Consider the following 24,145-nt stretch of genomic DNA (forward strand, 5'->3'; position numbering starts at 1 on the left):
TATGAAGGTGATTGGTGTTCAGCAAAGGTCTGGTCTGTTATTATCGCCAGCCTTTGTTGATACCAGTTCGCAATTTGCGCTGAAGCGGTCCAAGCCATGATTAAACAACGCACCCTGAAGAATATTATCCGTGCCACAGGTGTAGGTCTGCACTCCGGGGAGAAGGTATACCTGACCCTCAAGCCCGCACCTGTCGACACCGGCATCGTGTTTGTTCGTGCCGACCTGGACCCTGTGGTGCAGATTCCTGCTCGCGCGGAAAACGTTGGCGAAACCACGATGTCGACCACTCTGGTCAACGGTGACGTCAAAGTGGACACGGTGGAGCACTTGCTCTCGGCCATGGCTGGCCTGGGCATCGATAACGCCTACGTCGAGCTCTCCGCGTCCGAAGTCCCGATCATGGATGGCAGCGCTGGACCCTTCGTATTCTTGATTCAATCTGCCGGCCTGGAAGAACAGGACGCAGCCAAGAAGTTCATTCGCATTCTGCGGGAAGTGACAGTAGAAGACGGCGACAAGCGCGCCACCTTCGTCCCGTTCGAAGGCTTTAAAGTGAGCTTTGAGATCGATTTCGATCACCCGGTATTCCGTGACCGCACCCAAAGTGCAAGCGTGGATTTTTCCAGCACTTCGTTCGTAAAAGAAGTCAGCCGCGCCCGTACCTTTGGTTTCATGAGTGACATCGAGTACCTGCGCAAGCACAACCTCGCACTCGGCGGCAGCGTTGAAAACGCCATTGTGGTCGACGCGGATGGTGTACTGAACGAAGACGGCCTTCGCTACGAAGACGAATTCGTGAAGCACAAGATCCTCGATGCAATCGGTGACCTCTACCTGCTGGGCAATAGCCTGATAGGCGAGTTCAAAGGCTTCAAGTCGGGCCACGCCCTTAACAACCAGCTGCTGCGCAAGTTGATTGAGCAGACAGACGCTTGGGAAGTCGTGACCTTCGAAGATGCCAGCACCGCACCGATCTCTTACATGCGTCCCGTTGCGGCGGTGTAAGTAACAACTCTCTTTCTTTAGTTTTTAAAGGCTGCCTTCGGGTGGCCTTTTTTTATGGCGCGCCGTTTTATATGGGAAGGGTTGCCGCGTCCACAATGCGATTGCGCCCACTGTGCTTGGCCTCATACAACGCTTGGTCAGCCTTGAGCAGCAAGTCCTCAAGGGTGATACGGCTGTGCTTGTGCCAGGTACTCATGCCGATGCTCACCGTGATCGGCTGATCATCCCCGGCCACCTGCGGCAAATGCTGAACGCTCTGGCGGATACGCTCGGCGATCACCCAGGCGCCCTTGGCGTCGGTATGGGGCAGCACCGCGGCGAACTCTTCACCGCCATAACGCGCTGCCAGGTCGGCCGGGCGACGGATAGTGCTGTTGATTACCTGCGCGACTGCCCGCAACGCATCATCCCCACCCTGATGGCCGTGGCGGTCGTTGAAGGCCTTGAAGTGGTCCACGTCGATCATCAGCACGGTCAGCGGCTCGGTTGAGCGCTGCGCACGGTCCCATTCCATACGCAAACGCTCGTCCAGAGTGCGACGGTTGGCCAGGCCGGTGAGGGCGTCGGTGGCTGCCAGTTCTGACAGCACCTGCTCGGCACGATGGCGACGGCGCAATTCCATGCACAGCGCCCAAGTCAGCCACAACAGACCCACACATAACACCCCCGTTGCAAGGCTGACCAGCCACGCCGCGCGCCGCCAGGGCGCGAACACTTCATCACTGGAGAGGGCCACCGCAACGATCAATGGCAAATTGCCCACATTGGAGAAACTGTAAAGGCGTGCCTGATGGTCGACACTGGAGATGCTTCGGAAACTGCCGTCCCGTTCACGCAGCATACGTGCGACGTTGGGGCGTTGGCTCAGGTCCTTGTTGATGATATCCGCTTCCAGCAAAGGCTCTTGCGCCAGCAGGATGCCTTGGTGGTTGAGCAGGTTGATCGTGCTGTTGCTGCCGATATTCAGGCTGGTGAACAGCTGGCGGAAGTACGACAGGCGCATGGACGCGACGGCGACTCCCAGGAAGCGCCCGTCCGGTGACGAAACGCGGCGGCTGAACGCGATGCGCCATTGGTCATCGCACACACAGCGGGCCATGAACGGACGGCTGATGTACAACCCCACGTCCGGATTCTGGCGGTGAACCTGAAAATAGTCCCGATCAGCGAAGTTGCCGGGCTTGATCGTGAGCAGTGACGAGTCGGCAATCACCTCGCCGGTGGGGTCCAGCAACAGGACATCGCCCTTGTATGGCGCGGCGGCGGAGCGGTCGAACAGCACCAACTGACGGATACTCGCGGATACATCCTGCAGGTCAGTACGTTCGGTAGCGGTGATCAAACCCTTGAGGCCCACATCGTAGAGTTCGACATTGCGCAACACGTCGGCGTCGATCAATTGGGTGATGGTATTGGCGGTGCGCTTGGCCGTCTGCAAGGTATTGGCGTGTTCACGAATCAGCAGCGCCGTGACGACTCCCACGATCAGCAACACTGTCAGCGTGCTGCCCAGGATAAGCAGGCGCTCAGGGCGGGTAAGGCTTGGGCTCATCGGACGCACTTCTGCTTTGAGGATGCCAATAGCTTAGTAGCAACTCTGGAATAGGTCGCAGAACCCAAATGTGGGAGCAATCCCCCTCCCACATTTGGAACCTTGTCAGAAGATGTTGATGGGGTAATCCACAATCACACGGTACTCATCCACATCCCGATCCACTGCCGAGTAGCCATTGCTTCCTCGATTAGTCGCCCATTGCAGGCGCACGGCGAGGTCCTTGGCCTTGCCACCCTGCACCACATATTTCACGTCGATATCCCGTTCCCAATGCTTGGCGTCCTTGCCGTCGGCGCTGTACCAACTGCTGTAGCCACGACTGTTGGGGTCGACCTTGGTCAGGTCGGTCTTGCCGCTGATGTAGGACACGGCAGACGTCAGCCCCGGCACGCCGAGGCCGGCGAAGTCGTAGGCGTACTTGAGCTTCCAGGAGCGCTCGTTGGGGCCGTTGAAGTCCGAGTACTGCTGGGAGTTGTCCAGGTACACGCTGTCGCCCTGGGTGATGTAGTCGAACGGCGTGTTGCCGTTGACCCGCTGATAGGTGGCCGTGACGCTGTGGTTGCCCACGCCTACGGTGAAATGCAGGCTGTAGGTGTTGTTGTCGATATCACCCAGCAGCGATTGGCCGGTGTCCTGGGTGTGGTAGTAGTGCAGGCCGGGGGTCAGGCTGACCAGATCATTGAGGGCGTAGGTATATTCGAGGTCGTAGTAGTACTGGTGCCATACGTCCTTGAGTTCGGAGGCGTACAGGTTGCTGGTCAACCCGGCAATGCCGCTGAACGACACGCCGGCCCAGTCCAGGTGCTGGCTGTCGGCATTGGCCGGCAATGCGCCGTAGCTGGTGCCGATGCGCCGATGGCCGCTCTGGTTGTAGAGCTTGGTAAAGCTGGCCTGGCCGCCTTCGATCATCCAGCCGTCAAAGCTGTGGTTGGTCAGGCTTACACCCCGGAACGTCTGCGGCAACATGCGCGTCATGCCGCCGGCGATCACCGGGTTGTTAAGGAACAGGTCGCCGGCTTTCAGTTCGGTATCGAAGGCACGCATTTTCAAGGTGCCGCCGGCGGTGGAAAACGAACCCGGTGCCTTGCCGTTGCCGCTGCCGTAGGGAAGGATGCTGGAGCCATCAGTGCCGCCGCCGCCGTCGAGCTTCAGGCCGAGCATGGCGTTGACGTCCAGGCCAAAGCCGACGGTGCCCTGGGTGTAGCCGGACTCGAAAGTGCCGATAAAGCCCTGGCCCCATTCCTTGCTGTCATCGGTATGGGTGTCGCGTCGGTCGCGGTTCATGTAGTAGTTGCGGGTGTTGACCGTGAGGTGCGAACCCTCGACGAAGCCTTCGTCGGGCGGGGCGTCCGCCGCGTGGGCAAGGGGGATGATCGTTGCTGCGATTGCGAGGAATAACGGGGTGAACGTCAGCGAGTTCTTCACCGGTGGAGCTCCTTTGGTCAATCATGAACGGCCAGTGTCGTGGGGTGTGCCCGGCCTTTTTTCACGGCAAAAAAAAGCCGCTGAAGTCAGCGGCTTTAAGACAGATTCCCAGTGTAGAGCCCTGGAAATAAGTCGAGGGAAATTCGGGTAAGCGGGTCAGCTGCCTTTGCCGTCGCGCTCATCGATGCGTCAAAGTAACGCAGGCGAGCGGTGCGATACAGAGTGTAACAAGATAATAACTATTGCCCAAATCGCAACAGTGTGGGCGATAGGATCTTCTGTGGGAGCTGGCTTGCATGCGATGCAGACACCTCGGTATGCCACGCGCGCCGGGATGATGCTATCGCAGCATGGGTATCTACACATCTTTTGGTACGGCGCTGTACCTGTGGCGAGGGAGCTTGCTCCCGCTGGCGGCCTCAGGGCCGACGAGGGTGCTGGGTCAGACCGAGTACATATCCGTTATTTAGGTAACGGCTGCTATTGGTTCCGCTCTTACAGCGGCTCACTTTTGAAAAGCCGGAATGCCGGCCCAGACAAAAGTAAGCAAAACGCTCTTGCCCCAACACTCGGCACCTCGCTTAGGCTCGGTGTGCCCGTAATCCGCCATGGATTTGGGGGGCCGCCGCCACGCGCCATCCATGGCGCGGGGCGGCTAAACCGGCATCCCTGCCGGTTTACCCCCCAAATCCATGTCGGATTCCAGCCAGCGTGGTTTAACGGGGCGCCTGAGATCAAAAGCAGATCAAGATCAAGAGCTACTCGCTTCGCATCGTGGTTACCGTCGGTTGCTATCAAGTTGTGTAGATACCTATGGCTATCGCAGGCAAGCCAGCTCCCACATTTTTGAACGAGTTGTTTAGACCGGAAGGGTGATACCAAAGGTATTGCCACCGCCTTCGCTGCGCACAAACACATCCCCGCCATGCATCAACGCAATCGCCTTGACGATAGCCAGCCCCAGCCCGTGATTGGCCCCGCTGTTGCTGCGTGATGCATCCACCCGGTAGAAACGTTCGAACAGGCGCGGCAAGTGTTCGCTGGCGATCGTCTCGCCCGGGTTGGTCACGCCAATCGCTACCTGTTGCCCCTGCACTTGGATGTGCACGTTGATAACCTGTCCGGGCGCGGTGTGTTGCACGGCATTGCTCAGCAGGTTGATCAGCGCACGCCGCAGGTGGGCCTTTTCGATCTGTACCCGGGCATCGCCGTGCACGCGCACCTGGACCTGGGCGTCTTCGAGGATGAAGTCCAGGTAATCGAGGGTGGTGGCCACTTCATCGGCCAGGGAGCATTCGATCAGCTTGGTGGCTTTGCTGCCCTGGTCGGCGCTGGCGAGGAACAGCATGTCGTTGATGATCGAGCGCAGCCGTTCCAGCTCTTCCAGGTTCGATTGCAACACCTCGAAATAGTGCTCGGCCGAACGCCCGCGTGTCAGTGCGACTTGGGTCTGGCCGATCAGGTTGGTCAGCGGCGAGCGCAGTTCATGGGCCACGTCGGCGTTGAACGATTCCAGGCGCGAGTAGGCTTGTTCCACGCGGTCGAGAGTGGCATTGAACGAATTGACGAAGAGGCTCAACTCCGGTGGCAGCGGTGACAATTGCAAGCGCCCCGAGAGTTTGGGCGGGGCGAGTTTGCGCGCTTCGTCGGAGAGCTTTTCCAGTGGCTTCAAGCCGATGCGCGCAACCCAGAAGCCCAGCAGCGCGGCCATGACCACACCCACCATTGCCAGGCTGATCAACGCCACCAGCAAATGATGCTGGGTGGCGCGGAAGTTTTCGGTGTCGATGGCGATCATAAAGCGCAACGCCGGGCGCTGGTCCTTGGCCGCAAACTGGCTGACCAGCACCTTGAACGGATAAGCGTGGCCGGGCAGGCGCAGGTCGCGCTTGCCCGTCGGGCCCTGTGCAAAGGCACGGATTTGCGCGTCCGGCTCGCCATATTCATAGCTCGGGTCGCTGCTGACCACCCAGAATCGAATGCGCTTGTCTTCTTCGCCCAGCAGCTTGAGCTTGGACTTTATCTTGACCCAATGCTCCGGCGTGCCGAAGCGGTTCACCGACGATTCCAGCACGCTGTAGCGCGCATCCAGTTCGGCGCCCGGCAACAACCCCAGGCCGCGATCCACCTGCTGGTACAGCGCGCCGCCGATCAGCACGAAGATCAGCAGCGCCACCAGAGTGAACATGCTGCTCAAACGCAGGGCAATGGAATTAGCCGACACTACGGTTCTCCAGTACATAACCCATGCCGCGAATGGTGTGCAGCAGCTTGTGTTCGAACGGCCCGTCGAGCTTGGCGCGCAGGCGCTTGATCGCCACTTCCACCACGTTGGCATCGCTGTCGAAATTGATGTCCCAGACCATCTCGGCAATCGCGGTCTTGGACAGGATTTCTCCCTGGCGCCGCGCCAACACGCTGAGCAGCGAGAACTCCTTGGCGGTCAGGTCCAGGCGTACACCGTTGCGACTGGCCTTGCGGCTGATCAAGTCGATCCACAGGTCGGCAACGGTTACCTGCACCGGCTCATGGCCGCCGCTGCGGCGGGTCAGGGCTTGCAGGCGCGCCACCAGCTCAAGAAACGAAAACGGCTTGCCCAGGTAATCATCGGCGCCCTCACGCAGGCCGCGAATGCGGTCCTCCACGCGCTCGCGGGCGGTGAGCATGATCACCGGCGTCTGCTTGCGGGCGCGCAACGCCCGCAATACGCCAAAGCCGTCCAGGCCGGGGAGCATCACGTCGAGCACGATCACCGCGTACTCATTCTCCAGCGCCAGGTGCAGGCCCTCGACGCCTTCGCGTGCCACATCGACGGTGTAGCCTTGCTCTGTCAGGCCACGGTGCAGGTAGTCTGCGGTTTTTTCTTCATCTTCAATAATCAGGACGCGCATGACCGCCTCAGTGTGTGGTCGCCAGCGCCAGCGCTGGTTTGGGCCTGTGGAAAGTCCGTTCAAGGTACAAGTATATGACCGGAGTCGTGAACAGCGTCAGCGCCTGGCTCACCAGCAAGCCACCCACCACCGCAATGCCCAGCGGTTGACGCAGCTCCGCCCCCGGGCCCGAGCCCAGCATCAAGGGCACCGCGCCGAGCAGGGCGGCGAGGGTGGTCATGATGATCGGTCGGAACCGCGTGACGCAGGCTTCATAAATCGCATCCTCCGGCGTCAGCCCGCGCACGCGCTGGGCTTCCAGGGCGAAGTCGATCATCAAAATGCCGTTTTTCTTGACGATGCCGATCAGCAACACCAGGCCGATCAAGGCCATGATCGAAAAATCCTGGCCCAGCAGCCATAGCATGATCAGCGCACCCAGGCCCGCCGAGGGCAGGGTGGAAATGATCGTCAGCGGGTGCACGAAACTCTCGTACAGCACACCCAGGATGATGTACACCGCCACCAGCGCCGCGAGGATCAGCCACGGTTGGCTGGCCAGCGAACTCTGGAACGCCTGGGCTGCGCCCTGGAAGTTGCCGATCAGGGTGCTCGGCATACCGATGTCGTTCTTGGCCTGGTCGAGCATGATCACCGCGTCGCCCAGGGCCACGCCGGGCGCCAGGTTGAACGACAGGTTGGCGGCGGGGAACATGCCGTCATGGCTGATGGACAAGGGCCCCACGCTGGGCGGCTCGACCCTGGCCAGTGCCGACAGCGGCACCATTTCGTTGGTCAGCGGCGAGCGCAGGTAAAAGTAGTTGAGGCTTTCGGCCTTGCCGCGTTGCTGGCTGTCCAGTTCGAGTATCACCTGGTACTGGTTGATCTCGGTCTGGAACTCGTTGATCTGGCGCTGGCCGAAGGCGTCGTACAGCGCCTGGTCGACATCGGTGGCGGTCAGGCCGAAGCGGGCTGCGGCCTGGCGGTCGATGTTGATGTGGGTAATGCTGCCGCCCAGTTGCAGGTCGTTGGACAGGTCACGAAACGCAGGGTTGCTGCGCAGTTTCTCCGTGAGGCGTTGGGTCCAGGTGTTGAGCGTCGGGCCGTCGTTGCTCTTGAGCACGTATTGGTACTGGGCGCGGCTGGGGCCGGAGCTCAAGTTGATGTCCTGGCCGGCGCGCAGGTACAGCACGATACCGGGCACTTTCGCCAGTTGCGGGCGCAGGCGGTCGATGAACTGGCTGGCGGACACGTCGCGATCACCGCGATCTTTCAAGGCAATCCAGAAGCGCCCGTTGGCGATGGTCTGGTTGCTGCCGGTGACGCCCACCGAGTGGGAAAACGCCTGCACCGCCGGGTCGGCCTTGACGATGTCCGCCAGGGCCTTGTGCTTGGCAACCATGTCCTTGTACGACACATCGGCCGCCGCCTCGCTGGTGCCGAGCACGAAACCGGTGTCCTGCACCGGGAAGAAACCCTTGGGGATAAACACATAACCGACCACAGCCAAGGCCAGGGTCACCACGAAGATCGCCGCCATGCTGCGTTGGTGCGCCAGTGCCCGGCGCAGATTGCGTGCGTAGCCGGCCAGCAGGCGCTCGCTGAAGGAGGGTTTGGCGTGGGCAGGATGGCTCGGTGCGCGCATGAACAAGGCGGCCAGGGTAGGCGCCAATGTCAGCGAAACCACCACCGAAATCAGGATGGTCGAAGTGGCCGTCAGCGCGAATTCCTTGAACAACCGCCCGACCACACCGCCCATGAACAGCAGCGGAATAAACGCCGCTACCAGCGAGAAGCTGATGGACACCACGGTAAAACCGATTTCGCCGGCCCCCTTGATCGCCGCTTCGCGCTGGCCCAGGCCGGCCTCCAGGTGCCGATGGATGTTCTCCACCACCACAATCGCATCGTCCACCACGAAGCCCACGGCGATCACGATAGCGACCAGGGTCAGGTTGTTCAGGCTGAACCCCATCACGTACATCAGGGCAAAACTGGCCACCAGCGATACACCCAGCACGGCCGACACAATCAGTGTCGCCGAGAGCTGGCGCAAAAACAGCGCCATCACCGCCACCACTAGCAGGATGGCGATCAGCAGGGTCATTTCCACTTCATGCAGGGAGGCGCGGATGGTCTTGGTGCGGTCGGTCAATACGCTGACCTGCACCGAGGCCGGCAACATGCCTTGCAGGCGCGGCAGTTCGGCCTGGATGCGGTCGACGGTTTCGACGATGTTGGCGCCGGGCTGACGCGAAATCACCAGGTTGACCCCTGGCGTATCGCCGGACCAGGCTTGCACGTAGGCGTTTTCCGAACCATTGATGACGTTGGCGATATCGCGCAGTTGAACCGGTGCGCCGTCTTTGTAGGAAACGATTAACTGGCCGTAGTCTTCGGGATGAAACAGCTGGTCGTTGGTCGACAGGGTCGAGACGCTGTTCTCGCCATAGATCGCGCCCTTGGCCAAGTTGAGGCTCGACTGCTGAATGGCCAGGCGTATGTCGGCGAGGGTCAGGCCGATGGCCGCGAGTTTGTCGGGGGAGGCCTGCACGCGAATCGCCGGGCGTTGCTGGCCGGTGATGTTGATCTGGCCGACGCCGTCGATCTGGCTGATCTGGCGCGCCAGCAGGGTTTCCACGTAATCACTCAGCTCGGTGCTGGGCATGCTGCCTGAACTGACGCTGAGGATCAGCACCGGGCTGTCGGCCGGGTTGACCTTTCTCCAGGTCGGCAAGTTCGGCATATCGCTGGGCAGCTTGCCGGAGGCGGTGTTGATTGCGGCCTGGACTTCCTGGGCGGCGGTGTCGATGCTTTTTTCCAGGGTGAACTGCAACGTCAAAAGGCTTGAGCCCAAGGCGCTGCTGGAGGTCATCTGGGTCACGCCGGGGATGGCACTGAATTGCACCTCCAGGGGCGTGGCCACTGATGAGGCCATGGTGTCCGGGCTGGCACCGGGCAGTTGCGCGGTGACCTGGATCGTCGGAAATTCCGCTTCCGGCAGCGGGGCGATGGACAGGCGTGGGAAGGCGATGATCCCCAGCAGTACCAAGGCAAACGTCAACAACAGGGTGGCTACCGGGTGATCAACGCACCAGGCCGAGGGCGAACGGCTGCCGCTCATGGTTGCACCGTGGCGTCAGCGGTCTGGATCACCTGTGGTGGCTCCTTGAGTACTTCCACCTGGGCGCCGGCCTTGAGCCGCGACTGACCGTCGCTGACCAGCACGTCCCCGGCCTGCACGCCGGTGATGATGTTGATCTCGCTGTTCTGATAGGCAACCTGTACCGGCACCACTTCTGCTTTATTACCGTTGACCCGGTACACGAAGTGCGCGTCCAGCCCACGCTGCACTACGGTCGGTGGTACCACTAGAACATGCTTGTCGAGGGCCGTCTGGATCTTGATGGTCACCAGTTGCCCCGGCCACAGCTTTTGCGCAGGGTTGTTGAACTCGGCCTTGGCTCGCAGGGTGCCGGTGGTGGAGCTGATCTGGTTGTCGATCAGGCTCAGGTGGCCTTCGCCGAGCAGGTGGCCGGTGTCGCCGTCGGTATCGGCGCCCAGGTAGGCGTCGACGCTGGCCGGGGTTGGCGCCGCGATCAGGCCCTGCAGGGTCGGCAGCATCTGCTGCGGCAGGGAGAACTCAACGGCGATCGGGTCGAGCTGGGTGACGGAGAACAACCCCTGGGTGTCGCTCATGCGCAGGAAATTACCTTCATCCACACTGCGAATGCCCACGCGACCACTGACGGGGGAGCGAATCTGGGTGTAGGAAAGTTGTACCTGAGCAGCATCAATCGCAGCCTGATTGCCTTGCACGGTGGCCCTGAGCTGGTTCACCAATGCCTGCTGCTGGTCATAAGTCTGCTTTGATACGCCGTCGTCAACGCTCAGCGCCTTGTAGCGCTTGAGGTTGACCAGTGCCACTTGCAACTGCGCCTGGCTTTCACCCAGTTGCGCCTTGGCCTGGTCGAGGCTGGCGCGGATCGAGCGGTCATCGAGGGTCGCCAGCAGGTCACCGGCCTTCACCGACTGACCTTCCTGGACCAGCAACCGGGTGAGGATGCCGTCGATCTGCGGGCGAATCACCACGTTGTGCAACGACAGCACCGAGCCGATGCCGCTGACAAACCGTGGTACATCCTGTTGCGTCACGCTCACCACCCGCACGGGAATGGCGGTAGGCGCCGCCAGCCGTGCTTTGACCGGCCGGGTCAATGCCCAGGCTGCGACAGCCAGTATCAGGAGGGCACCTACTATCAGGGCCATGTTTCGTTTGATCTGCATAGGAGGGCGCCGGCGCAAACTGCACGTTGGAGTTTGGAAAGCTGCTTTATAGCGCTGTTTCACCGTCAGCACGGTGACGGCAAACTGACAGCCGTGACAGTTAGGCTGTGTGAGCCTGTCGCTTGAAGTTACTGCTGGCAGCCTCGGCCCCGTATACTCGCGTTTTTACACCTATAGCTGTGCCGGAGCCCCTATGACTTCCCCCACCCAACCCCCTGTTGAAGCGGCCGACCTCGTCGATTCGGCCACCGCCGACAGTGCTGAAAAAGCCGAGATCCCGGCATTCAAGTTCCCCTTCAAGCCGGGTGAACTGGCAGGCGCCAAAAACGCCAGCCAGCCCTGGTACAAAGGCGGCGCCAAGAACGGCCATACCAAGACCCCTGGCATGGCACCCCCAGGCACGCGCCGTTCGATGGGTAAACGTTAAGGCTAAATCGAAGCTAGCGTTATAGGCTGTTGCCTACGTCGCCTGTCGATATTTCTACTTGTAGGTCCGCGGTCGATTCTTGAAAGCTTGCACAGCGTTTGCTTCGTCCCGATGACGCTCCATCGGGACGAGTGAGTAAGCTTTCCGGAAAAGGACGTTCCCGTGGCCCTGATACACCTCTGTGCAGTGCTTGCCTTCTTGCTCTCGACGACGGCCGTTGCGGGCGACGTTCAACCGCGGCGCGAGATCCGTTTCGCCGTGGCCGCGCATTTTCCCCCCTTTCAGAGCCGCAACCCGCAAGGGCAACTGGTGGGGCTGAACATCGAACTGGGCAATGCCTTGTGCGAACAACTCAACGTGCGCTGTATCTGGGTTGACCAAGTCGTCATGGAAAATTTTCCGGCCCTCGAAGCCCGGCAGTTCGACGCGATCATGGGCATGGCGCCGACATGTCGGCGCCGACAACGGGTGAGTTTTACCGATGACCTCTACCCGATCACCACCCGCCTGGTGGGTCGTAAAGGCTCAGGCTTGACCCCTGGCCGGCGCTCGCTCAAGGGCAAGCGCGTGGGGGTGCTGGTCAGGAGTAATCGTGAAGCCTTTGCGCTCTCGCAGTGGGCACCGGCGGGGGTGATCATCAGAAGTTTCTGGCTCAACGACCAACTGGTTCAGAGCCTGGTGTCGGGTGATATCGATGCGACCTTGCAAGGTGCCGTGGAGATCCGTGAGGCGCTGCTCGACACAGCCGACGGCCTGGACTTCGGTTTCCTGGGGCCTGTGGTGTCATCGGGCCTGTTGGGCAACAGCGTGGCTATCGCGGTACGCAAACCTGATACCGCGCTGCGCAATGAGCTGAACCATGCGCTTGAACAGCTGATGCAAAACGGCGAATACCAACGCATCCTCCAGCCCTATCGTCTGGATGTAGCGCCTGCCACTCCATGATCGCGATAGATCTCAATGCCGGAGCAGACTCAGTCAAATCCCCGTCAGCGGTCAGGCAGCCCGCAACGAGATAAACGCATAGTTGGCCGGCACTTCGGTGGCAATCTGCGCCCCGGCGTCCAGCAGTTGTTCGGCGATGTCCATACCGGATACGTGGAACACCCACTCATTGGCCATGCTCGGCTGGACCACTGCCTGTTCGACAGCTTGGGCAAACGCCTGCATATCCGGCAGGTAGGCGGTGAAGCCGTCGCCCTTGAGCGCTGTGGTACGAATGCCGAGCAACGCACACACCGCTTCCTTGGTTTGTACATCGTCACGGTCGGCCTGGCGCGAGCGGCCAATCAGTTCAGCCAGTTCCTTGTCCATTAACTCGCCACCGACGATCAAAGCCGGGCCCTGTTCCCAGGATTCTGGCGGGCAATCCTTGGCACTCGGATTCAGCGGGATATGCGGGTTGATCTCCATCGGGTAAATCCGGCACACCAGTGGGCGCCGTTCATAGATGCGGCAAAGGTTGTCTTCGTCAAGATTCCGGCAGCGTCCGGCGTTATAGGCGGCAAAGGTGATTGCCACAAACGCCTCGGTAGTGCCGCTGGGCACGCTCACCGATCGGCGCTCGGCGTGCTCACGTTGTTGCAGGGGCAGGCCCAGGCCGTTGCCGAGGAAACCCTCGACCAGGACGATGACGTTACCGCCGTCCGCCGCCCAGCTACGGGCTTCTGCGAGGGTCAGGGGGACGTGATGGTCGCTGCAGCATTTGCCGCAACCTACGCAAGAAAACTGAGTGTTCATGGCGGATCTGTCACCAGGCTAGGTCAGAGGGCACGCTTGAGGGGTGACGGGTTTTTTACCTCTATCGACCGCTCGGCACTCTGGAAGCAAGTTATGCGCCAGTGGTTGTCAGCCCTTGGGCACTGTGTCGCGCAGGACAAATCTCATATCGGCACTTTCATACAGTTGCCGGGCACGCAGGTTGCTTTCCAGCACCTTGAGGTCGACATAGGGTTCGCCGCGCTGCTTGAACACCTGAAAGCTGTGCAGTAACAAGGCGCGCCCCAGCCCCTGGCCCTGGGCGCAAGGGTGTACCGCAAGGTTCTTGATGAAGGCGCTGGTCCAGCACTGGGCGACACCGAGAATGCCGTCGGCGTTAATGGCGACCAGGCACAACGTCGGGTCGCACTCGGCATCGGTCACGAACTGTCGGCGCCATTCATCCAGGCTGGCGACACGGCCGCCGCCCTGGTCTTGAGTCATGCGCAACACGGCATGGATCGCCGGGGCCAGCTCATCACGGTAATGATCCAGTCGGGTATTCGCCGGCCACTGCGGGGCGGGCAGGCTGCCCGTGAGGTCGCGACGCAGCAGCTGGAAATACTCGGCCACTGCTTACAGGCCCTTTTGCGCTACGGTTTGCGCGGCGATGACCAGGTACTTGGTCAGCTCCGGGGAGGAGAACTTGGTGAGCACCGCATCGGCACCGGCCAGGCGGGCTTTCTCGCTGTTCATCGCGCTGTCCAGGGAAGTGTGCAACAGCACGTAGAGGTCCTTGAAATCCGGGGTTTCGCGCAGGGTGCGGGTGAGGGCGTAGCCGTCCATCTCGGACATCTCGATATCCGACACCACCACATTGATCTGCTCGCCCGTGCCTTGCAGCTCCAGCAACACGTCGATGGCTTCCTTGGCGCTGCGCGCGGTGTGGCAGGTCAGGCCGAGATTACGCAGGGTGTGTACCGACTGCTGCAAGGCCACCTGACTGTCGTCCACCACCAGGATGCGGGCGTTGCCGAGCACTTCGGCTTCTTCCATGGTCAGGTCGGTCGGCGCCGTTTCAATCGGTGCCGGGGCGATGCCGTGGATGACTTTCTCGATATCCAGCACCTGTACCAGGCCACCTTCCACTTGGGTTACCCCAGTGATAAATGCACGGTTGCCCCCGGAGCCGTAGGGTGGCGGGCGGATATCAGTGGTCAGGCAATGCACGATCTTGCTCACTGCCTGCACATGCAAACCCTGCTTGGAACGGCTGACATCGGTGACGATCAGGCAGCCGCCGTCCGGGTCTTGCAAGGGCATTTCACCGAGGGCGCGGCTCAAGTCGATCACCGACAGCGAGGTGCCGCGCAAGGTGGCAATGCCTTTGACGTGCGGGTGGGACTCCGGCAGCTTGGTCAGCGGCGGGCAGGGGATGATCTCACTGACTTTCAGCAGGTTGATGGCCATCAGCTTGCCGCTGCGCAGGGTAAAGAGCAGAAGCGAAAGTGAGTCTGCGCGGGCTTTGGTGGTGGACATAAAAACCTTCTGTGGATCAGGGATGACGATCATCTATGGAAGGTTATCGACTCGGCTGGCCTGGGCTTTAACCGGATTTTGTGTCGGGCACTGCTAATGTGGGAGGGGGCTTGCTCCCGATATCGGCGTGTCAGTCAGCAGATGTACAACTGATCCACCGCCATCGGGAGCAAGCCCCCTCCCACATTGGGTTATGTATCAGCCCTTCCAGACCTGTGGGTTCACCAGGTCCTGCGGGCGTTGGCCCAGCAGGGCGCTGCGCAGGTTATCCAAAGCACGATTGGCCATGGCTTCGCGGGTTTCACCGGTGGCCGAACCGACGTGCGGCAGGGTCACGGCATTACTCAACTGGAACAACGGCGATTCGGCCAGCGGTTCCTTTTCATACACATCCAGCCCGGCACCGCGAATTTGCTGGGTTTGCAGGGCTTCGACCAGCGCCGGTTCATCCACCACCGGCCCACGGGAAATATTGATCAGGATCGCGCTGGGCTTCATCAGGCCTAATTCGCGCGTGCTGATCAGGTGACGGGTCTTGTCGCTCAATGGCACCACCAGGCAGACAAAATCCGCCTCGGCCAGCAACTGGTCCAGGCTACGGAACTGCGCGCCCAGTTCTTGCTCCAGCGCGGTCTTGCGGCTGTTGCCGCTGTACAGGATCGGCATGTTGAAACCCAGGCGCCCACGGCGGGCCACGGCCGCGCCGATATTGCCCATGCCGACGATGCCCAGGGTCTTGCCATGTACATCGCAGCCAAACAACGGCGCGCCGACGCTGGCTTTCCACTGACCGGCCTTGGTCCAAGCGTCCAGCTCGGCCACCCGGCGTGCGCTGCTCATCAGCAACGCAAAGGCCAGGTCGGCAGTGCTCTCGGTGAGTACATCGGGGGTGTTGGTCAGCATGATGCCGCGCTCGTTGAAGTACGGCACGTCGTAGTTGTCGTAGCCCACCGACACGCTGGACACCACTTCAAGTTTGCTCGCGCCTTCAAGCTGTTCACGGCCCAGCTTGCGGCCCACGCCGATCAAACCGTGGGAGTGGGGCAGGGCGTCGTTGAACTGCGCGTTGATGTCACCCTGCTTGGGGTTGGGCACGATCACCTCGAAATCCTGTTGCAGGCGTTCGATCATCGGTGGGGTGATGCGGCTGAAGGCCAGGACAGTCTTTTTCATTGTAGAACTCCACTCAACGTGTGGGAGCTGGCTTGCCTGCGATGGCGGTATGTCAGTCACTATTGTATTGGCTGATCCACCGTCATCGCAGGCAAGCCAGCTCCCACAATGAATTTATAAGGGTTGGGAAGCAGCATTCCAAAATCAGGTCGCAATGCGCGTGCCACCCAGGCCGCCGCTCAACTCATACGCCACCAGCTCCGCCTGGTGCGCCGCCAGGATCTCCGGCAACGAACCACGCAGGTACTCCACCCAGGTCTTGATCTTCGCATCCAGGTATTGGCGCGAAGGGTAGATGGCGTACAGGTTCAGTTCCTGAGAGCGGTAGGTCGGCATCACCCGCACCAGCGTGCCGTTGCGCAGCCCTTCGATGGCGGCATACACCGGCAGCAGGCCGACGCCCATGCCGCTGGTGATTGCGGTTTTCATCGCGTCGGCCGAATTGACCAGGAACGGCGAGCTGTTGATCGCCACGCTTTCCTGGCCTTCAGGCCCGTTGAAGGTCCATTTGTCCAGTTGGATCACCGGGCTGACCAGGCGCAGGCACGCATGGTTGAGCAAATCCTGCGGCTGCTGTGCACAGCCCTTGGCCTTGACGTATTCCGGGGAAGCACAGGCGATGCTGTAGGTGATGCCCAGGCGCTGGGACACGAAACCCGAGTCCGGCAGTTCACTGGCCAGCACGATGGACACGTCGTAGCCCTCGTCGAGCAGGTCCGGTACGCGGTTGGCCAGGGTCAGGTCGAAGGTCACGTCGGGGTGGGTGCGGCGGTAACGGGCAATCGCGTCGATGACGAAATGCTGGCCGATGCCGGTCATGGTGTGCACTTTGAGCTGCCCGGCAGGGCGGGCGTGGGCGTCGCTGGCTTCGGCCTCGGCTTCTTCGACGTAGGCGAGGATCTGCTCGCAACGCAGCAAATAACGTTTGCCGGCCTCGGTCAGCGCGATGCGCCGGGTGGTGCGGTTGAGCAAGCGGGTTTGCAGGTGGGCCTCAAGGTTGGAGACCGCGCGCGAGACATTGGCCGTGGTGGTGTCCAGTTGCGCGGCGGCGGCGGTGAAGCTGCCGGCTTCGGCCACGCAACTGAAAGCGCGCATGTTTTGCAAAGTGTCCATGGAGTGTTCTCAAGGGAGATGACAAATTGTGACAGAAAGTTACGCCGACCAGTGATCCCTACCAACGGATTATCGCCTGAACGGTAACAAAGATTCACAGGAATGCCAGCTTATCGTCCTCCATGCCGCCGCCTAGAATTGCGCCACCTCTTGCGCAACACCTCTCAGGAATTCGCTTGCCGTGCCGCGTCGCATCAGCAGAGAGCTGAAGACTCTCAGTGTTTGGGCCTTATCGTTAGCCATCAGCGGTTGCATCGGAACCGGAGGAATTGCCCCCCAAGGCCAGGCCCTCAACGCCAATACCCTGGCCACCGATGAAGCCATTCAAGACGCCTCCCAGGATGCCCATTGGCCCACCGCCCAATGGTGGCAAGCCTACGGCGACCCGCAGCTCAACCGTTGGGTCGAACTCGCCACCCAGAACAGTCCCAGCCTGGCCGTGGCCGCCGCACGCGTGCGGCAAGCGCGGGCGCTGGCCGGGGTTGCGGAGTCGGCCGAGTCGTTGCAGATCAACAGCGACACCACCCTCAAGCGCCACAACTGGCCGAAAGATCAGTTCTACGGCCCCGGCGAATTGAGCGGCGCCAACACCTGGGACAACAACTCGTCCCTAGGCCTGAGTTACGCCCTCGACCTGTGGGGGCGGGAAAGCAACAGCACCGAACGTGCGGTCGACCTGGCGCACATGAGCGCTGCCGAAGCACGTCAGGCCCAGCTCGAACTGCAGAACAACGTGGTGCGCGCCTATATCCAGTTGTCGTTGCATTACGCCAACCGCGATATCGTCGCCGCCACCCTGGCCCAGCAACAGCAGATTCTCGACCTGGCCCACAAACGCCTGGCCGCCGGGATCGGCACGCACTTCGACGTCAGCCAGGCCGAAAGCCCGCTGCCGGAAACCCATCGCCAGCTGGATGCCCTTGACGAAGAAATCGCCTTGAGCCGTAACCAGCTGGCGGCGCTGGCGGGCAAAGGCCCGGGCGAGGGCGCGCAGTTGCAACGCCCGTGCCTGGCCCTCGCGGCACCTTTGAAACTGCCTTCGAGCCTGCCGGCGCAGTTGCTCGGTCAACGCCCGGACGTGGTCGCCAGCCGCTGGCAGGTGGCGGCCCAGGCCCGTGGCATTGATGTGGCCCACGCCGGTTTCTACCCCAACGTCGACCTGGTCGGCAGCCTCGGCTACATGGCCACCGGCGGCGGCATGCTGGAATTCCTGGCGGGGAAGAAATTCAACTACAACGTCGGTCCGGCGATCACCTTGCCGATCTTTGATGGCGGCCGCCTGCGTGCTCAATTGGGCGAAGCCAGTGCCGGCTATGACATCGCGGTCGCCCAGTACAACCAGACGCTGGTCAATGCGCTCAAGGGCATCAGCGACCAGTTGATCCGCCGCGAGTCCATGGACAAGCAGTCGGCTTTCGCCGCGCAGTCGGTGGCCTCGGCGCAGAAGACCTACGACATCGCGATGGTCGCCTACCAGCGTGGCCTCACCGACTACCTCAATGTGCTCAACGCCCAGACCCTGCTGTTCCGTCAGCAACAGGTCGAGCAACAGGTGCAGGCGGCGCGCCTGAGTGCCCACGCCGAACTGGTGACCGCCTTGGGTGGCGGCCTAGGTGCCGGCAACGATGTGCCCCAGGATGCCAAGACCCTTCCAAGCAAGACCCCGGCGGCACTTGCCGTGTTCGACCACTGAGTAGGATTCGATGACTTCCTTGCCTGCACCGCTGCGCTGGCTGCATTCCCTTGAGTGGCGCCGTGGCTTTTTCGACTGGGCACGCAGCGACGGCGTGACCTGGGTGTATATCTTCAAGGTGCTGGTCGCCGCGTTCCTCACGCTGTGGCTGGCGATGCGCCTGGAACTGCCGCAACCGCGCACCGCGATGATCACCGTGTTTATCGTGATGCAGCCCCAGAGCGGCCAGGTGTTCGCCAAGAGTTTCTACCGTTTCCTCGGCACCCTGGCAGGCTCGGCGGTGATGGTGCTGCTGATCGCCTTGTTTGCGCAGAACACCGAACTGTTCCTCGGTGCGCTGGCGATCTGGGTGGGCATTTGTACCGCTGGCGCTACGCGCAACCGCAACTTCCGCGCCTATGGGTTTGTGCTTGCCGGCTACACCGCCGCGATGGTCGGCCTGCCGGCACTGGCCCACCCGGACGGCGCCTTTATGGCAGCGGTGTGGCGGGTGCTGGAAATCTCCCTGGGGATTCTGTGCTCGACAGTGGTCAGCGCCGCCATCCTGCCGCAGACCTCCAGCGCCGCCATGCGCAACGCGCTGTACCAGCGCTTTGGCGTGTTCGCGCTGTTCGTCACCGACGGCCTGCGCGGGCGCAGCCAGCGCGAAGGGTTCGAGGCCAGTAACGTGCGTTTTATCGCCGAAGCCGTGGGTCTGGAAGGGCTGCGCAGCGTCACCGTATTCGAAGACCCGCACATGCGCCGACGCAACGGGCGGCTCAGTCGCCTCAACAGCGAATTCATGAGCATCACCACGCGCTTCAACGCCTTGCACCAGTTGCTTGAACGCTTGCGTGCCGATGAGGCCGATCATGTGGTCGCAGCGATCAAGCCCGGGCTGCAAGACCTGGCCGAAGTGCTCGACAGCTTCTCCGGTCGCGCCCTCACCAGCCCGGACGCCGCGCGCCTGGTCAACCAACTGAGCGCCTACAAGGACGACCTGCCCGCCAAGGTGCGCAGCCTGCGGGCGAGCTTCCAGGGCGATAACCCGACCGAAGCCGAGCAGTTGGACTTTCATACGGCCTACGAGCTGCTGTACCGCTTCGTTGACGACCTGCACAACTACGCGCAAACCCACGCGTCCCTGGCTGACCACCGCCATGCGCGGGAAGACTGGCACGAAGCCTATACGCCAAAAACCAACTGGCTGGCCTGCGCCGCCGCCGGGGTGCGGGCTTCGTTTATCCTGATCGTGCTGGGCAGTTACTGGGTAGCCACCGCCTGGCCCAGCGGCGCGACCATGACCCTGATCGCGGCGGCCACGGTGGGCCTCTCCGCTGCCACACCCAACCCCAAGCGCATGGCGTTCCAGATGGCCTGCGGCACCTTGATCGGCGCCTTGGTCGGCTTTGTCGAAATGTTCTTCGTGTTCCCCTTGATCGATGGCTTCCCGCTGCTGTGCGTGATGCTCGCACCGGTGATCATCTTCGGTGCTTTCCTCTCCTCCCGCCCGCAGTACGCCGGTGTCGGCGTGGGCCTGTTGATTTTCTTCAGCACCGGCTCGGTGCCGGACAACCTCACGGTCTACAACCCTTACACCTTTATCAACGACTACATCGCCATGGTCATCGGCATGTTGGTGTGCGCGGCGGCGGGGGCGATCATCCTGCCGCCCAACAGCCGCTGGCTGTGGCGCCGCCTGGAGCAGGACCTGCGTGAGCAGGTGGTGTATGCGATCAGCGGCAAGCTCAAGGGCCTGGCGTCGAGTTTTGAAAGCCGTACCCGCGACCTGCTGCACCAGGCTTATGGCCTCGCGGCTGGCCAGCCGCAGGTGCAACGCGACCTGTTGCGCTGGATGTTCGTGGTGCTGGAGGTCGGTCACGCAATCATCGAGTTGCGCAAGGAACAGGCGATTCTGCCGGTGCATCCGGCCTATGCCGAGTCCCAGCCGTGGCGCCAGGCGATCCGCGTGATGGGCCGTTCGCTGGTGCGGTTGTTCCTGCAACCCAGCGCCAGCAACCTGGAGCGCGGCTTGATCGCCGTCGACCATGCGATCAGCCGCGTGCAGGCCACCGACGAACCTTTCGCCCCGCACTTCGATACCTCAGCCCTGCGCCGGGTAAAGAGCTACCTGCACTTTATCCGCACCTCGTTGCTCGACCCGCAATCGCCACTGGCGGCCCTCAAAGGAGCCTCGAATGCCCCGTGAAATCGCATTCCACGGCATCTATATGCCGACCATGACCCTGATGTTCCTGATCGCCGCCGGGCTGGCCTGGGCGATTGATCGCTTTCTGGCCGGGTTCGACCTGTACCGGTTTTTCTGGCACCCGGCGCTGTTGCGCCTGAGCCTGTTTGCTTGCCTGTTCGGCGCCCTGGCGCTGAGCGTCTACCGTTGAGAATGCCCCGATGAAAAAGTTTTTCAGCCTGCTCGCGACCTTGCTGGTGCTGGCCCTGGCGATCTGGATTGGCCGCACGTTGTGGGTGCACTACATGCAAACGCCATGGACCCGCGACGGCCGCGTGCGCGCCGACATCATCAACGTCGCGGCGGACGTTACCGGCGAAGTGGTAGAGGTGCCGGTACGCGATAACCAGTTGGTGAAAAAAGGCGACCTGCTGATGCAGATCGACCCCGAGCATTACCGCATCGCGGTCAAGCAGGCGCAATCGCTGGTGGCTTCACGCAAGGCCACCTGGGAGATGCGCAAGCTCAACGCCCACCGCCGCGCCGACCTCGACGCCCTGGTGATTTCCAGGGAAAACCGCGACGACGCCAGCAACATCGCCGACTCGGCCCTGGCCGATTACCAGCACGCCCTGGCGCAACTGGAAGCTGCCGAACTCAACCTGAAACGCACCCGCGTGCTGGCGGCGGTGGACGGCTACGTCACCAACCTCAACGTGCATCGCGGCGATTATGCGCGCATCGGCGAGGCGAAGATGGCGGTGGTGGATATGAATTCGTTCTGGGTCTATGGCTTCTTTGAAGAAACCAAGCTGCCCCGCGTCAACGTTGGAGATAAAGCCGACATGCAATTGATGAGCGGCGAAACCCTCAAGGGCCATGTGGAGAGCATCTCCCGTGGCATCTACGACCGCGACAACCCCGAGAGCCGCGAGCTGATTGCCGATGTGAACCCGACGTTCAACTGGGTGCGCCTGGCTCAGCGTGTGCCGGTGCGGATTCAGATTGATGAAGTGCCGGAAGGCGTGTTGTTGGCGGCAGGGATTACCTGCACTGTGATCGTCAATCCAACACAAAACTGAAATGTGGGAGGGGCATGAGTATCTACACAACTTTTCGGTACACCGCGGGACCCTGTGGGAGGGGGCTTGCCCCCGATGGCGGCCTGACAGCCGACCAGGATGTTGGATCAGACCGAGTACATATCCGTTATTTGGGTAACGGCTGCTATTGGTTCCGCTTTTACAGCGGGTCACTTTGGAAAAGAGCCCCAAAGTAACCAAAGGGCTCTTGCCCCACCACTCGGCACCTCGCTTAGGCTCGGTGTGCCCGTAATCCGACAGTGATTTGGGGGGCCGCCGCCACGCGCCATCCATGGCGCGGGGCGGCTAAACCGGCATCCCTGCCGGTTTACCCCCCAAATCCCTGTCGAATTCCGGCCAGCGTGGTTTAACGGGGCGCCTAAGATCAAAAGCAGATCAAGAGCAAGAGCGGCTCGCTTCGCATCGTGGTTACCATTGGCGACTACAAAATTGTGTAGATATCTATGCTCATCGGGGGCAAGCCCTCTCCCACATTCAGGCCCGCGTTAAGCCTTGATGAACGTCTCATGCAAGTGACGCCACAAAAGCGCACCACTGGCCTGCTTCTCGAACACCACCGTGGCGCGGCGATCTGTCTGGGTGCCACTGTCATCCAGCTGATGCTCGCGATACGTCACCGTGGCTCCCCGCGCATGACGATCAATCCCGGTCATTTCACTCAAGGTGATTTTCAACCCCGGCCGCATCCCACCCAGGCGCGTGAACAACGCATTGACCCCGGCCCTGTTGACCCGCGTACCGGTGGCCGGCGCGACCATGCTGAACTCCGGTGAGAAGCGCGCCAGCAGATTTTGCAGCGTGCCCTCAGGCGCAACGCCGGCAAACCACTGCTCGATCTCGACATGAGTCTGGATCACTTCTTCAAAAAAATCGCTGTAGTCAATCATGGTTGGGCTCGCTGCAAGGGTGAAGCAGCCTGCGTACCTTGGACGCATCCAGACGCAGCACTGCGAAAAGCGGCAACAGGGTCAGAGCTGCCGCTATCGTGAAGGTTATGGCGAAGGAATCCAAGGTCGACAGTACTGCACTGAGCAAGGCGGCGCCCACGCAGAAGCTCACTTGCCGGTTCATGTTCCATAACGCGCTGGCGTGGCCCATGCGCTCGGCGGGAATATCCAGAAAGGCCAGGGTCTGTGCGGTGCTGCTGCACAGGCTGCCGCCCAGGCCCATCAGGACGTAGGCCGCAATCATCAGCGCCGGCTCGTTGAGCAACAGGATGCCGCCGCATTGCAGCGCCATGCCCGCCACCAGCAAGGGTTTCGGGCCACAACGATTGAAGAGTTGCTTGCTCAGGTAGATCGCCACGGCTGAGGCCAATGCCCACGGCAACATGAGTGCGCCGGTCTGGGTGGCGTCATACCCCAGGTCACGCACGTAGAGGATGGCGATCAGGCTGGTGCCGATAAATATCCCCGGAATACACAGGTAAACCAGCATTGCCACACGCAGCATCGGGCTGGCGGCTTGTTTGAACATACTGCCCAGGTCCAGGGGCGGGCGTACGGTGGAAGGCACATCGGGTTTTATCCACAGCAGCGCCAGCAGCAGGGTCACCAGCGCCAGAGGCAGGTTGGCGTAGAAAATCCAGCGCCAGGACAGGCTGTCGACAATCACCCCACCCAGCGCTGGAGACAATGCCGGTACCAGCAATGCCACCGACATGACCCGCGCCGTCAACTGGCTGCGCTCGGCCGCGGGAAAGTGTCGGTAAGCCATGGCTTGCCCCACTGGAATCAGCAAGCCGCCACCGAGCCCCTGCACAGCGCGCCAGCCAATCAACGTCTCGATGGAGCCGGCCTGGCCGACCATCACCGATGCCCCGGCAAACAGCAGCAGGCTGGTGGCGATCAGGGTGCGCTCGCCCATGAGCGCCGCCAGCCACACGCTCAAGGGAATGATCACCGTTAGCCCGAGCATGTAGGCATTACTGATCCACGCCAGCTGCGTGACCGAGGCGTGCAGTTCGCGGGCGATGTCCGGGTAGGCGACGGTGGCGACAAACATGTTCACCAGGTCCAGGGCAAAGCCCAGTAGAAAGATCCAGGCGACTTTAGAGCGGTAGGTCATGAACGCGATCCTGCGAATGA

20 protein-coding genes are annotated in these 24,145 nt (G+C 61.5%); 7 read left to right on the forward strand and 13 right to left on the reverse strand.

Annotated features, from left to right (window positions below; translation table 11 throughout):
* Window positions 1–96: 96 nt before the first annotated feature.
* A complete protein-coding gene (gene lpxC / locus PSEBG33_RS22040; RefSeq protein WP_003171886.1) occupies window positions 97–1,008 on the forward strand; it encodes a UDP-3-O-acyl-N-acetylglucosamine deacetylase in 912 nt (303 codons plus the stop codon).
* 67 nt (window positions 1,009–1,075) lie between these two features.
* Here the strand turns inward: lpxC and PSEBG33_RS22035 are convergent, their stop codons facing one another.
* From PSEBG33_RS22035 to PSEBG33_RS22010, 6 genes are all read right to left on the reverse strand, one after another.
* On the reverse strand, window positions 1,076–2,560 hold the full coding sequence (locus PSEBG33_RS22035; RefSeq protein ID WP_005784952.1) for a diguanylate cyclase: 1,485 nt from the start codon (window positions 2,558–2,560) through the stop codon (window positions 1,076–1,078).
* A gap of 105 nt (window positions 2,561–2,665) precedes the next feature.
* Window positions 2,666–3,988 (reverse strand): OprD family porin, encoded by a 1,323-nt coding sequence (locus tag PSEBG33_RS22030; RefSeq protein ID WP_005784954.1) that lies wholly within the window; start codon window positions 3,986–3,988, stop codon window positions 2,666–2,668.
* Between the two features lie 859 nt (window positions 3,989–4,847).
* Window positions 4,848–6,212 (reverse strand): heavy metal sensor histidine kinase, encoded by a 1,365-nt coding sequence (locus PSEBG33_RS22025; protein WP_005784956.1) that lies wholly within the window; start codon window positions 6,210–6,212, stop codon window positions 4,848–4,850.
* Window positions 6,202–6,879, reverse strand: a complete 678-nt coding sequence (locus PSEBG33_RS22020; protein WP_005784958.1) for a heavy metal response regulator transcription factor — start codon at window positions 6,877–6,879, stop codon at window positions 6,202–6,204. The genes PSEBG33_RS22025 and PSEBG33_RS22020 overlap by 11 nt, the downstream gene beginning before the upstream one ends.
* A gap of 7 nt (window positions 6,880–6,886) precedes the next feature.
* A complete protein-coding gene (locus PSEBG33_RS22015) occupies window positions 6,887–9,982 on the reverse strand; it encodes a multidrug efflux RND transporter permease subunit (RefSeq protein WP_005784960.1) in 3,096 nt (1,031 codons plus the stop codon).
* A complete protein-coding gene (locus PSEBG33_RS22010; RefSeq protein ID WP_005784962.1) occupies window positions 9,979–11,145 on the reverse strand; it encodes an efflux RND transporter periplasmic adaptor subunit in 1,167 nt (388 codons plus the stop codon). Before PSEBG33_RS22010 ends, PSEBG33_RS22015 begins: the two co-directional genes overlap by 4 nt.
* 193 nt (window positions 11,146–11,338) lie before the next feature.
* Here PSEBG33_RS22010 and PSEBG33_RS22005 point away from each other — a divergent pair, with 193 nt between their 5' ends.
* Window positions 11,339–11,572, forward strand: coding sequence for a hypothetical protein (locus PSEBG33_RS22005; RefSeq protein ID WP_005784964.1), 234 nt, complete (start codon window positions 11,339–11,341; stop codon window positions 11,570–11,572).
* Between the two features lie 162 nt (window positions 11,573–11,734).
* The gene (locus tag PSEBG33_RS22000) at window positions 11,735–12,517 is read left to right on the forward strand and encodes a transporter substrate-binding domain-containing protein (protein ID WP_005784966.1); all 783 of its coding nucleotides are present in this window, start codon (window positions 11,735–11,737) and stop codon (window positions 12,515–12,517) included.
* Between the two features lie 51 nt (window positions 12,518–12,568).
* Here PSEBG33_RS22000 and PSEBG33_RS21995 read toward each other — a convergent pair whose 3' ends face one another.
* From PSEBG33_RS21995 to PSEBG33_RS21975, 5 genes are all read right to left on the reverse strand, one after another.
* On the reverse strand, window positions 12,569–13,312 hold the full coding sequence (locus tag PSEBG33_RS21995; protein ID WP_005784968.1) for a YkgJ family cysteine cluster protein: 744 nt from the start codon (window positions 13,310–13,312) through the stop codon (window positions 12,569–12,571).
* Window positions 13,313–13,420: 108 nt separating this feature from the next.
* A complete protein-coding gene (locus tag PSEBG33_RS21990; RefSeq protein ID WP_005784970.1) occupies window positions 13,421–13,903 on the reverse strand; it encodes a GNAT family N-acetyltransferase in 483 nt (160 codons plus the stop codon).
* A 3-nt stretch (window positions 13,904–13,906) separates the two neighbouring features.
* Window positions 13,907–14,809 (reverse strand): chemotaxis protein CheV, encoded by a 903-nt coding sequence (locus PSEBG33_RS21985; RefSeq protein WP_005784972.1) that lies wholly within the window; start codon window positions 14,807–14,809, stop codon window positions 13,907–13,909.
* 198 nt (window positions 14,810–15,007) lie between these two features.
* Window positions 15,008–15,982 carry a 2-hydroxyacid dehydrogenase gene (locus PSEBG33_RS21980; RefSeq protein ID WP_005784974.1) on the reverse strand — a complete coding sequence of 325 codons (975 nt, stop codon included), beginning with the start codon at window positions 15,980–15,982 and terminating at the stop codon, window positions 15,008–15,010.
* A 144-nt stretch (window positions 15,983–16,126) separates the two neighbouring features.
* Window positions 16,127–17,095, reverse strand: coding sequence for a LysR family transcriptional regulator (locus PSEBG33_RS21975; protein ID WP_005784976.1), 969 nt, complete (start codon window positions 17,093–17,095; stop codon window positions 16,127–16,129).
* A gap of 181 nt (window positions 17,096–17,276) precedes the next feature.
* On the opposite strand from PSEBG33_RS21975, the gene PSEBG33_RS21970 reads away from it, so the two are divergent.
* Genes PSEBG33_RS21970 through PSEBG33_RS21955 form a run of 4 tightly spaced genes read left to right on the forward strand, consistent with a single transcriptional unit; the run spans window position 17,277 to window position 22,037 of the window.
* Complete coding sequence (locus tag PSEBG33_RS21970) at window positions 17,277–18,788, forward strand: efflux transporter outer membrane subunit (RefSeq protein WP_005784978.1); 1,512 nt, start codon at window positions 17,277–17,279, stop codon at window positions 18,786–18,788.
* A gap of 10 nt (window positions 18,789–18,798) precedes the next feature.
* Complete coding sequence (locus PSEBG33_RS21965; protein WP_005784980.1) at window positions 18,799–20,976, forward strand: FUSC family protein; 2,178 nt, start codon at window positions 18,799–18,801, stop codon at window positions 20,974–20,976.
* Complete coding sequence (locus PSEBG33_RS21960; protein ID WP_005784982.1) at window positions 20,966–21,166, forward strand: DUF1656 domain-containing protein; 201 nt, start codon at window positions 20,966–20,968, stop codon at window positions 21,164–21,166. Before PSEBG33_RS21965 ends, PSEBG33_RS21960 begins: the two co-directional genes overlap by 11 nt.
* Before the next feature lie 10 nt (window positions 21,167–21,176).
* Window positions 21,177–22,037, forward strand: a complete 861-nt coding sequence (locus tag PSEBG33_RS21955; RefSeq protein ID WP_005784984.1) for an HlyD family secretion protein — start codon at window positions 21,177–21,179, stop codon at window positions 22,035–22,037.
* Window positions 22,038–22,543: 506 nt separating this feature from the next.
* Here the strand turns inward: PSEBG33_RS21955 and PSEBG33_RS21950 are convergent.
* Together PSEBG33_RS21950 and PSEBG33_RS21945 are read right to left on the reverse strand one after the other, a co-directional pair.
* The gene (locus PSEBG33_RS21950; RefSeq protein ID WP_005784985.1) at window positions 22,544–22,945 is read right to left on the reverse strand and encodes a hypothetical protein; all 402 of its coding nucleotides are present in this window, start codon (window positions 22,943–22,945) and stop codon (window positions 22,544–22,546) included.
* Window positions 22,938–24,125: an MFS transporter gene (locus PSEBG33_RS21945; RefSeq protein WP_005784987.1), complete on the reverse strand. Its 1,188-nt coding sequence runs from the start codon at window positions 24,123–24,125 to the stop codon at window positions 22,938–22,940. The genes PSEBG33_RS21950 and PSEBG33_RS21945 overlap by 8 nt, the downstream gene beginning before the upstream one ends.
* Window positions 24,126–24,145 lie beyond the last annotated feature (20 nt).

Origin of the sequence: Pseudomonas synxantha BG33R, assembly GCF_000263715.2 — a bacterium.
In the GTDB taxonomy this organism is placed as follows: domain Bacteria; phylum Pseudomonadota; class Gammaproteobacteria; order Pseudomonadales; family Pseudomonadaceae; genus Aquipseudomonas; species Aquipseudomonas synxantha_A.

Bases quoted from the DNA above. Each gene is read 5' to 3' on its own strand.
- lpxC (WP_003171886.1), top strand. From the start codon at position 97: ATGATTAAACAACGCACCCTGAAGAATATTATCCGTGCCACAGGTGTA.
- PSEBG33_RS22035 (WP_005784952.1), bottom strand. From the start codon at position 2,560: ATGAGCCCAAGCCTTACCCGCCCTGAGCGCCTGCTTATCCTGGGCAGC.
- PSEBG33_RS22020 (WP_005784958.1), bottom strand. From the start codon at position 6,879: ATGCGCGTCCTGATTATTGAAGATGAAGAAAAAACCGCAGACTACCTG.
- PSEBG33_RS22015 (WP_005784960.1), bottom strand. From the start codon at position 9,982: ATGAGCGGCAGCCGTTCGCCCTCGGCCTGGTGCGTTGATCACCCGGTA.
- PSEBG33_RS22010 (WP_005784962.1), bottom strand. From the start codon at position 11,145: ATGCAGATCAAACGAAACATGGCCCTGATAGTAGGTGCCCTCCTGATA.
- PSEBG33_RS22005 (WP_005784964.1), top strand. From the start codon at position 11,339: ATGACTTCCCCCACCCAACCCCCTGTTGAAGCGGCCGACCTCGTCGAT.
- PSEBG33_RS21995 (WP_005784968.1), bottom strand. From the start codon at position 13,312: ATGAACACTCAGTTTTCTTGCGTAGGTTGCGGCAAATGCTGCAGCGAC.
- PSEBG33_RS21985 (WP_005784972.1), bottom strand. From the start codon at position 14,809: ATGTCCACCACCAAAGCCCGCGCAGACTCACTTTCGCTTCTGCTCTTT.
- PSEBG33_RS21980 (WP_005784974.1), bottom strand. From the start codon at position 15,982: ATGAAAAAGACTGTCCTGGCCTTCAGCCGCATCACCCCACCGATGATC.
- PSEBG33_RS21975 (WP_005784976.1), bottom strand. From the start codon at position 17,095: ATGGACACTTTGCAAAACATGCGCGCTTTCAGTTGCGTGGCCGAAGCC.
- PSEBG33_RS21965 (WP_005784980.1), top strand. From the start codon at position 18,799: ATGACTTCCTTGCCTGCACCGCTGCGCTGGCTGCATTCCCTTGAGTGG.
- PSEBG33_RS21960 (WP_005784982.1), top strand. From the start codon at position 20,966: ATGCCCCGTGAAATCGCATTCCACGGCATCTATATGCCGACCATGACC.
- PSEBG33_RS21955 (WP_005784984.1), top strand. From the start codon at position 21,177: ATGAAAAAGTTTTTCAGCCTGCTCGCGACCTTGCTGGTGCTGGCCCTG.
- PSEBG33_RS21950 (WP_005784985.1), bottom strand. From the start codon at position 22,945: ATGATTGACTACAGCGATTTTTTTGAAGAAGTGATCCAGACTCATGTC.
- PSEBG33_RS21945 (WP_005784987.1), bottom strand. From the start codon at position 24,125: ATGACCTACCGCTCTAAAGTCGCCTGGATCTTTCTACTGGGCTTTGCC.